This window comes from Streptomyces sp. NPDC005722, assembly GCF_040630935.1.
In the GTDB taxonomy this organism is placed as follows: Bacteria; Actinomycetota; Actinomycetes; order Streptomycetales; family Streptomycetaceae; genus Actinacidiphila.
On record NZ_JBEXYN010000057.1, the window covers coordinates 37,114 to 45,131 of the forward strand.

Here is an 8,018-nt window from a genome sequence, read left to right on the forward strand (position 1 = left end):
GATCGCATGTCCGGACCCGTGCTCGCGGCCTACCGCTACTGCGAGGTCGTCACCGGCCACGAGGCCCGGAACTTCGCCTACGGCATCCGGCTCCTACCCACCCCCAAGAGGCAGGCCATGTCCGCCCTCTACGCCTTCTCCCGGCGGGTGGACGACATCGGCGACGGCGACCTCGACCTCCCCGAGAAGCAGCAGCGGCTGGACGGCACCCGGGCCCTGCTCGCCCGGGTACAGGAGGGCGCGGTCACCGAGGACGACACCGACCCGGTGGCCGTCGCGCTCACCGACGCCGCCCGCCGCTTCCCGCTCCCGCTCGGCGGGCTCGACGAGCTGATCGACGGCGTCCAGATGGACCTGCGCGGCGACACCTACGAGACGTGGGACGACCTCGCGTCGTACTGCCGCTGCGTCGCCGGCGCCATCGGCCGGCTCTCGCTCGGCGTCTTCGGCACCCTGCCCGGCGCGCCCGGCCGGGAGCGCGCGGCGGAGTACGCGGACACCCTGGGTCTCGCCCTGCAACTCACCAACATCCTGCGGGACCTGCGCGAGGACGCCGCCAACGGGCGCACCTACCTGCCCGCCGACGACCTCGCGAAGTTCGGCTGTTCCGGCGGCTTCCTCACCGACACCCCGCCGCCCGGGTCCGACTTCGCGGGCCTGATCGAGTACGAGGTGAAGCGGGCCCGCGCCCTGTTCGCCGAGGGGTACCGGCTGCTGCCCATGCTGGACCGCCGCAGCGGTGCCTGCGTCTCCGCCATGGCCGGCATCTACCGCCGCCTCCTGGAGCGCATCGCCGCCGACCCCGAGGCCGTGCTCCGCGGCCGGGTGTCGCTGCCCGGTCACCAGAAGGCGTACGTCGCGGCGCGCGGCCTCGCCGGTCTCGACGCCCGTCGTGCCGCCAGGGGGCGCGCGTGACACCCGCTCCACCGGCCGCGGGCCCCTTCGCCCGCACCGGCAAAAGCACCGCAACCGGCACGGTAGCGGCAGCGTCGCGGAAAACCGGCGTTTTCCGCCGCCGTGAGGCAACCGCCGCCGTGCCGGAGGCGTCACTGTCGGCAATGGTGCGCCGTGCCTCGCACGGCGGCACCCGGGGGAGGACTCATGGCTGAGCGGACGGCCGTCGTGATCGGCGGCGGGCTCGCGGGCACGACGGCGGCACTGGCACTGGCCGACGCCGGGCTGCGCGTCACCCTGCTCGAGGCCCGGCCCCGGCTCGGCGGGCTCGCGTTCTCCTTCCGCCGCGGTGACCTGACGGTCGACAACGGCCAGCACGTCTTCCTGCGCTGCTGCGTCGCCTACCTGCGGTTCCTCGACCGCATCGACGCGGCCGACCTGGTCACCCTCCAGGACCGGCTCGACGTGCCCGTGCTGGACGTCGCGACCCCGCGGCCCCGGCTCGGCCGGCTGCGTCGCGCGGGCCTGCCCGTACCGCTGCACCTCGCCGCGAGCCTGGCCACCTACCCGCACCTGTCCCTGGCCGAGCGGGCGTCCGTCGGGCGGGCCGCGCTCGCGCTGCGCTCGCTCGACCCCGCCGACCCGGCGCTCGACGACGTGGACTTCGGTACCTGGCTGCGCGAGCACGGCCAGTCGGACCGGACCGTCGAGGCGCTGTGGGACCTGGTCGGCGTGGCCACGCTCAACGCCACGGCGGGCGAGGCGTCACTGGCCCTGGCCGCCAAGGTCTTCAAGACCGGTCTGCTCTCCGCACCGGGCGCCGCGGACATCGGCTGGGCCGCCCGGCCGCTCGGCGAACTGCACGACGACCGTGCCCGCACCGCCCTGGACAAGGCGGGCGTGCGCACCCTGCTGCGCGCCCGCGTCACCTCGCTCACCCGCACGGACGCGCCCGAGCCGGTACGGTCCGGCGGCGGCGGCCGCGGCGACGACGGCCCGGTCTGGGAGGTCGAGGCCGAGACCGGACCGGGGCGCGCCGAACGCTTCACCGCCGACGCCGTCGTCCTCGCGGTGCCGCAGCAGGAGGCCCACGGCCTGCTGCCCGCCGGCGCCCTTGCCGACCCGGACGCGCTGCTGCGCATCGGCACCGCGCCGATCCTCAACGTCCACGTGGTGTACGACCGCCAGGTCATGCGGCAGCCCTTCTTCGCCGCCCTCGGCAGCCCCGTGCAGTGGGTCTTCGACCGCACGGAGCACTCCGGCCTGACCGGCGGCGGCCAGTACGTCGCCCTGTCCCAGTCGGCGGCCCAGGAGGAGATCGACCTCCCCGTGGCCGAGCTGCGGGAGCGCTACCTGCCGGAGCTGGAGCGCCTGCTCCCGGCCGCGCGCGAAGCCGCCGTACTGGACTTCTTCGTCACCAGGGAACGGACCGCGACCTTCGCGCCCGCCCCCGGTGTCGGCGCCCTCCGCCCGGGTTCCCGCACCCGGGCGGAAGGCGTCTGGCTCGCCGGCGCGTGGACCGCCACCGGCTGGCCCGCGACGATGGAAAGCGCGGTCCGCAGCGGTTTGCAGGCCTCCCGAGCAGCTTTGACCGCCCTCCGCCATCCCTTCGACCCACGTACCTTCGCAATCGAAGGCCTGGAGCCGGTATGAGCATGACCAGTGCAACCAGAGGAGAGAATGTGACCGCTGGCAACGAGCAGATGACCGCGGGCGTCGACAGAGGGACCGTGACCGCGCTCCTGGAGCGCGGCCGGGAGCTGTCCACGCCGGTGCTGCGCGCCGCCGTGGACCGCCTCGCACCCCCGATGGACACCGTCGCCGCCTACCACTTCGGATGGATCGACGCCGCGGGCAACCCGACCCACGGCGACAGCGGCAAGGCCGTACGTCCCGCACTCGCACTGCTGTCCGCCGAGGCGGCGGGCGCCGCCCCCGAGGTGGGCGTCCCCGGCGCGGTCGCCGTGGAACTGGTGCACAACTTCTCGCTGCTGCACGACGACCTGATGGACGGTGACGAGCAGCGCCGCCACCGCGACACCGTGTGGAAGGTGCACGGCCCCGCCCAGGCCATCCTGGTCGGCGACGCGCTCTTCGCCCTCGCCAACGAGATCCTGCTGGAGCAGGGCACCGTCGAGGCCGGCCGGGCCACCCGCCGGATCACCACCGCCACCCGGAAGCTGATCGACGGTCAGGCCCAGGACATCTCCTTCGAGCACCGCGAGCGGGTCACCGTCGATGAGTGCCTGGAGATGGAGGGCAACAAGACCGGCGCCCTCCTGGCCTGCGCCTCCTCCATCGGGGCGGTGCTCGGCGGGGCCTCCGAGGCCGACGCCGACGCCCTGGAGGAGTACGGTTACCACCTCGGCCTGGCCTTCCAGGCCATCGACGACCTGCTCGGCATCTGGGGCGACCCGGCCGCCACCGGCAAGCAGACCTGGAGCGACCTGCGCCAGCGCAAGAAGTCCCTCCCGGTGGTCGCGGCGCTGGCCGCGGGAGGCTCCGCCTCGCAGCGCCTGGCCGAACTCCTCGCCGCGGACGCGAAGGCCGCGGATTCCTCCGACCGTAATGACATCGAGTCCTTCGACGAGGAAGAGTTCGCGACGCGCGCGGCGTTGATCGAGGAGGCCGGCGGCCGGGAGTGGACCTCGCGGGAAGCCCGCCGGCAGTACGCCACCGCCATCGCCGCACTCGACAAAATGGACATGCCGGGAGAAGTTCACCGTAAGCTCGTGGGCCTGGCGGATTTCGTGGTGGTTCGCGAGAAGTAACGACACAACTGGAGCGCAGTACGTCGCCGGCCGGGCGCGCGTGACGGCCGACGGCAGCCCCAACACCGCAGACAGAACGACTGTGCAAAGGGGAAGCCATGACAGCGACGACCGACGGCGGTCCCGGGGGCGAGGCGGCCCGCGGGACACCCTCGGCCAGAACGAAGACCGCGGGCGCGATCCCGGAACCGGCGTCAGGCGCCGGGCCCGGCCTCACCGGCCGGACCGAGGAGCTCGCGGCGGAGGCCGCGCGCCGGGCCACCGGCCACCTGCTGGCCCGTCAGCATCCTGACGGCTGGTGGAAGGGCGACCTCGAGACCAACGTCACGATGGACGCCGAGGACCTGCTGCTCCGTCAGTTCCTCGGCATCCAGGACGAGAGGGTCACCGAGGCCGCCGCCCGCTGGATCAGGTCCCAGCAGCGCGAGGACGGGGCCTGGCCCACCTTCCACGGCGGCCCCGCGGACCTGTCGGCCACCGTCGAGGCCTACGTCGCGCTGCGGCTCGCCGGCGACGCCCCGGAGGAGCCGTGGATGGCCGCCGCGGCGGCCCACGTCCGCGAGCGCGGCGGCATCGCCCGCGCACGGGTCTTCACCCGGATCTGGCTCGCGCTCTTCGGCTGGTGGCGCTGGGAGGACCTGCCGGAACTGCCGCCCGAGCTCATCTACCTGCCCAAGTGGGTCCCGCTCAACATCTACTCCTTCGCCAGCTGGGCCCGGCAGACCATCGTGCCGCTGACCATCGTGGCCGCCCACCGGCCGGTACGGCCCGCCCCGTTCGTCCTCGACGAGCTGCACACCGACCCCGCGCGGCCCAACCCGTCCCTCCCCCTGGCGCCGCTGTCCAGCTGGGACGGGTTCTTCCAGCGGGTCGACCGGGCCCTGCACGCCTACCGCAAGGTCAGCGTGCGCCCGCTGCGGCGGGCCGCGATGCGTTCGGCGGCGCGCTGGATCATCGAACGCCAGGAGAACGACGGCTGCTTCGGCGGCATCCAGCCGCCCGCCGTGTACTCCGTCATCGCGCTCCACCTGCTCGGCTACGACCTCGACCACCCCGTGCTGCGCGCCGGGCTCAAGGCGCTGGACGAGTTCGCGGTATGGCCGGACAAGGACACGCGGATGATCGAGGCGTGCCAGTCCCCGGTCTGGGACACCTGCCTGGCCACCATCGCGCTGGCCGACGCGGGCGTGCCCGCCGACGACCCGGCCCTGGTCAAGGCGGCGGAGTGGATGCTGGGGGAGCAGATCACCAAGTCCGGCGACTGGGCCGTGCAGCGGCCGGGGCTGCCCTCCGGCGGCTGGGCGTTCGAGTTCCAGAACGACACCTACCCCGACATCGACGACACCGCGGAGGTCGTCCTCGCCCTGCTCAGGGTCGACCACCCGGACCCGGAACGGATGAAGGCCTCGGTCGACCGCGGGGTGCGCTGGAACGTCGGGATGCAGTCGAAGAACGGCGCCTGGGGCGCCTTCGACGCCGACAACACCAGCGCCTTCCCCAACCGGCTGCCCTTCTGCGACTTCGGCGAGGTCATCGACCCGCCGTCGGCCGACGTCACGGCCCACGTGGTCGAGATGCTGGCCGCCCTCGGCCTGGAGCACGCCCCGCACACCCGGCGCGGGATCGACTGGCTGCTCGCCGAACAGGAGCGCAACGGCGCCTGGTTCGGCCGCTGGGGCGTCAACTACATCTACGGCACCGGATCGGTGGTCCCGGCCCTCGTGGCGGCCGGCCTCCCGGCGGGCCACCCCGCGATCCGGCGGGCCGTGGCGTGGCTGGAGACCGTGCAGAACGAGGACGGGGGCTGGGGCGAGGACCTGCGCTCGTACTCCTTCGACGAGTGGATCGGGCGGGGCGAGTCCACCGCCTCCCAGACGGCCTGGGCGCTGCTGGCGCTGCTGGCGGCCGGGGAACGCGACGGCGAGGCGGTGCGGCGCGGGGTGCACTGGCTGGCCCGGACCCAGAAGGAGGACGGGTCCTGGGACGAGCCGTACTTCACCGGCACCGGCTTCCCCAGGGACTTCTCCATCAACTACCACCTCTACCGGATGGTCTTCCCGCTCACCGCCCTCGGGCGCTACGTGCGCGGCGAGCCGTTCGGCGGGCTACGGAAGGGGGCCTGATGGGGCCTTCCGGCCCACCTCTGCTCATCGTCTGCGCGCTGCGGGTGGAACGGTTCGCCCTGCGCGGCGGCGACCGCAGCCACGCCGCCGGCCCGGTCGCCTTCGTCCGCACGGGCATGGGGCCGCAGGCCGCGGAACGCGCCGTCACCGCCGCGCTGCGCGACCCCGCCCTCGACCGTGCGGCGGTCCTCACGACCGGCTTCTGCGCCGGGCTGGCCCCCGGCATGCGGCCCGGCGACGTGGTCGTCGCCGACGAGCCGCACGACGGGGAATCACTCGCCGCCGCCCTCAAGGCGGCGGGACACACCGTGCACGTGGGCCGGCTCGCGGAGTCGGACCACGTCGTACGGGGCCCGGAGCGGGCGGCGCTCCGGGCCACCGGTGCCGTTGCCGTCGACATGGAGTCGGCGGCGATGATGCGGGCCGCGCTCGCCCGGGGTCCACGCCCGGTCGCCGCGGCCCGTGTGGTCGTCGACACGCCCGAGTTCGAGCTCGTGCGGGTCGGCACGCTCCGCACGGGGATCAAGGCCTTCCGCGTGCTGAGGGACCTTCTTCCTGCCTTTCTCGATTGGCACCGCTCTACTGCGCTCCCCTGGAGGTGAGCTAGATGGCCATGCCGCTCCGACAGTCCATCAGGGTCGGCACCTATCTCTTCGAACAGAAAATGCTCCGCAGGCGTGAGAAGTTCCCGCTCATCGTCGAACTCGAGCCACTCTTCGCGTGCAACCTGAAATGCGAGGGGTGCGGGAAGATCCAGCACCCGGCGGGCGTGCTGAAGCAGCGCATGCCGGTGGCCCAGGCGGTGGGAGCCGTCCTGGAATCGGGCGCGCCGATGGTGTCGATCGCCGGCGGCGAACCCCTGATGCACCCGCAGATCGACGAGATCGTGCGGCAGCTGGTGGCGAAGAAGAAGTACGTCTTCCTCTGCACCAACGCCATGCTGCTGCGCAAGAAGATGGAGAAGTTCACCCCCTCGCCGTACTTCGCCTTCGCCGTGCACATCGACGGACTGCGCGAGCGGCACGACGAGTCGGTCGCGAAGGAAGGCGTGTTCGACGAGGCGGTGGAGGCGATCAAGGAGGCCAAGCGGCGCGGTTTCCGGGTCACCACCAATTCGACCTTCTTCAACACCGACACCCCGCAGACGGTCATCGAGGTGCTCAACTTCCTCAATGACGACCTGCACGTCGACGAGATGATGATCTCGCCGGCGTACGCCTACGAGAAGGCTCCCGACCAGGAGCACTTCCTGGGCGTGGAACAGACCCGCGAATTGTTCAAGAAGGCCTTCTCCGGGGGCAACCGGAAGAAGTGGCGGCTCAACCACAGCCCCCTCTTCCTGGACTTCCTCGAGGGGAAGGTCGACTTCCCCTGCACCGCCTGGGCGATCCCCAACTACTCCCTGTTCGGCTGGCAGCGCCCCTGCTACCTCATGAGCGACGGATACGTGACCACGTACAAGGAGCTCGTCGAGGACACCGACTGGAGCAAGTACGGCCGCGGCAAGGACCCGCGCTGCGCCAACTGCATGGCGCACTGCGGCTACGAGCCGACCGCCGTCCTGGCCACGATGACCTCCCTCAAGGAGTCCATCAGGGCCACCCGGGAGACCGTCACGGGCAACCGCGGGAAGTGACGTCGCGATGACAGCTGTCGAGCCCGTTGCGCTCGGCCTGCCCTCCGTACCGGCCCGGCCGCTCGCGGAGCGCCGCCGTTCGCGGCGCATCCAGGTCGGGCCGGTGGCGGTGGGCGGCGACGCCCCCGTCTCGGTCCAGTCCATGACGACGACGCTCACCGCCGACGTCAACGCGACCCTGCAGCAGATCGCCGAACTGACGGCGTCCGGCTGCCAGATCGTCCGGGTGGCCTGTCCCTCGCAGGACGACGCCGACGCGCTGCCGCAGATCGCGCGGAAGTCGCAGATCCCGGTGATCGCGGACATCCACTTCCAGCCGAAGTACGTGTTCGCGGCGATCGACGCGGGGTGTGCGGCGGTGCGGGTGAATCCGGGCAACATCCGGCAGTTCGACGACAAGGTGAAGGAGATCGCCAGGGCGGCCTCCGGGGCGGGTGTGCCGATCCGGATCGGTGTGAACGCCGGGTCGCTGGACCGGCGGCTGCTGGAGAAGTACGGGAAGGCCACCCCCGAGGCGCTGGTGGAGTCGGCGCTGTGGGAGTGCTCGCTGTTCGAGGAGCACGGCTTCCGGGACATCAAGATCTCGGTGAAGCA

7 protein-coding genes are annotated in these 8,018 nt (G+C 72.4%); all 7 read left to right on the forward strand.

Features of this window, described 5'->3' with window-relative positions; translation table 11 throughout:
- Positions 1-6 precede the first annotated feature (6 nt).
- On the forward strand, positions 7-915 hold the full coding sequence (gene hpnD / locus ABZ479_RS37230) for a presqualene diphosphate synthase HpnD (RefSeq protein ID WP_500465688.1): 909 nt from the start codon (positions 7-9) through the stop codon (positions 913-915).
- Positions 916-1,101: 186 nt separating this feature from the next.
- Positions 1,102-2,547: a hydroxysqualene dehydroxylase HpnE gene (gene hpnE, locus ABZ479_RS37235; protein ID WP_500465689.1), complete on the forward strand. Its 1,446-nt coding sequence runs from the start codon at positions 1,102-1,104 to the stop codon at positions 2,545-2,547.
- Positions 2,544-3,665 carry a polyprenyl synthetase family protein gene (locus tag ABZ479_RS37240; protein WP_500465690.1) on the forward strand — a complete coding sequence of 374 codons (1,122 nt, stop codon included), beginning with the start codon at positions 2,544-2,546 and terminating at the stop codon, positions 3,663-3,665. Before hpnE ends, ABZ479_RS37240 begins: the two co-directional genes overlap by 4 nt.
- Before the next feature lie 98 nt (positions 3,666-3,763).
- A complete protein-coding gene (gene shc / locus ABZ479_RS37245; RefSeq protein ID WP_500465691.1) occupies positions 3,764-5,788 on the forward strand; it encodes a squalene--hopene cyclase in 2,025 nt (674 codons plus the stop codon).
- Positions 5,788-6,390: a phosphorylase family protein gene (locus tag ABZ479_RS37250; RefSeq protein ID WP_499604293.1), complete on the forward strand. Its 603-nt coding sequence runs from the start codon at positions 5,788-5,790 to the stop codon at positions 6,388-6,390. The genes shc and ABZ479_RS37250 overlap by 1 nt, the downstream gene beginning before the upstream one ends.
- 5 nt (positions 6,391-6,395) lie before the next feature.
- Positions 6,396-7,424 carry an adenosyl-hopene transferase HpnH gene (hpnH, locus tag ABZ479_RS37255; RefSeq protein WP_500465692.1) on the forward strand — a complete coding sequence of 343 codons (1,029 nt, stop codon included), beginning with the start codon at positions 6,396-6,398 and terminating at the stop codon, positions 7,422-7,424.
- A 7-nt stretch (positions 7,425-7,431) separates the two neighbouring features.
- The coding region (locus ABZ479_RS37260) for a flavodoxin-dependent (E)-4-hydroxy-3-methylbut-2-enyl-diphosphate synthase (protein ID WP_500465693.1) at positions 7,432-8,018 on the forward strand (587 nt) is incomplete at its 3' end.

Excerpts from the sequence above, each read along its gene's own strand:
- hpnD (WP_500465688.1), top strand. The coding sequence starts at position 7 with ATGTCCGGACCCGTGCTCGCGGCCTACCGCTACTGCGAGGTCGTCACC.
- hpnE (WP_500465689.1), top strand. The coding sequence starts at position 1,102 with ATGGCTGAGCGGACGGCCGTCGTGATCGGCGGCGGGCTCGCGGGCACG.
- ABZ479_RS37240 (WP_500465690.1), top strand. The coding sequence starts at position 2,544 with ATGAGCATGACCAGTGCAACCAGAGGAGAGAATGTGACCGCTGGCAAC.
- shc (WP_500465691.1), top strand. The coding sequence starts at position 3,764 with ATGACAGCGACGACCGACGGCGGTCCCGGGGGCGAGGCGGCCCGCGGG.
- ABZ479_RS37250 (WP_499604293.1), top strand. The coding sequence starts at position 5,788 with ATGGGGCCTTCCGGCCCACCTCTGCTCATCGTCTGCGCGCTGCGGGTG.
- hpnH (WP_500465692.1), top strand. The coding sequence starts at position 6,396 with ATGGCCATGCCGCTCCGACAGTCCATCAGGGTCGGCACCTATCTCTTC.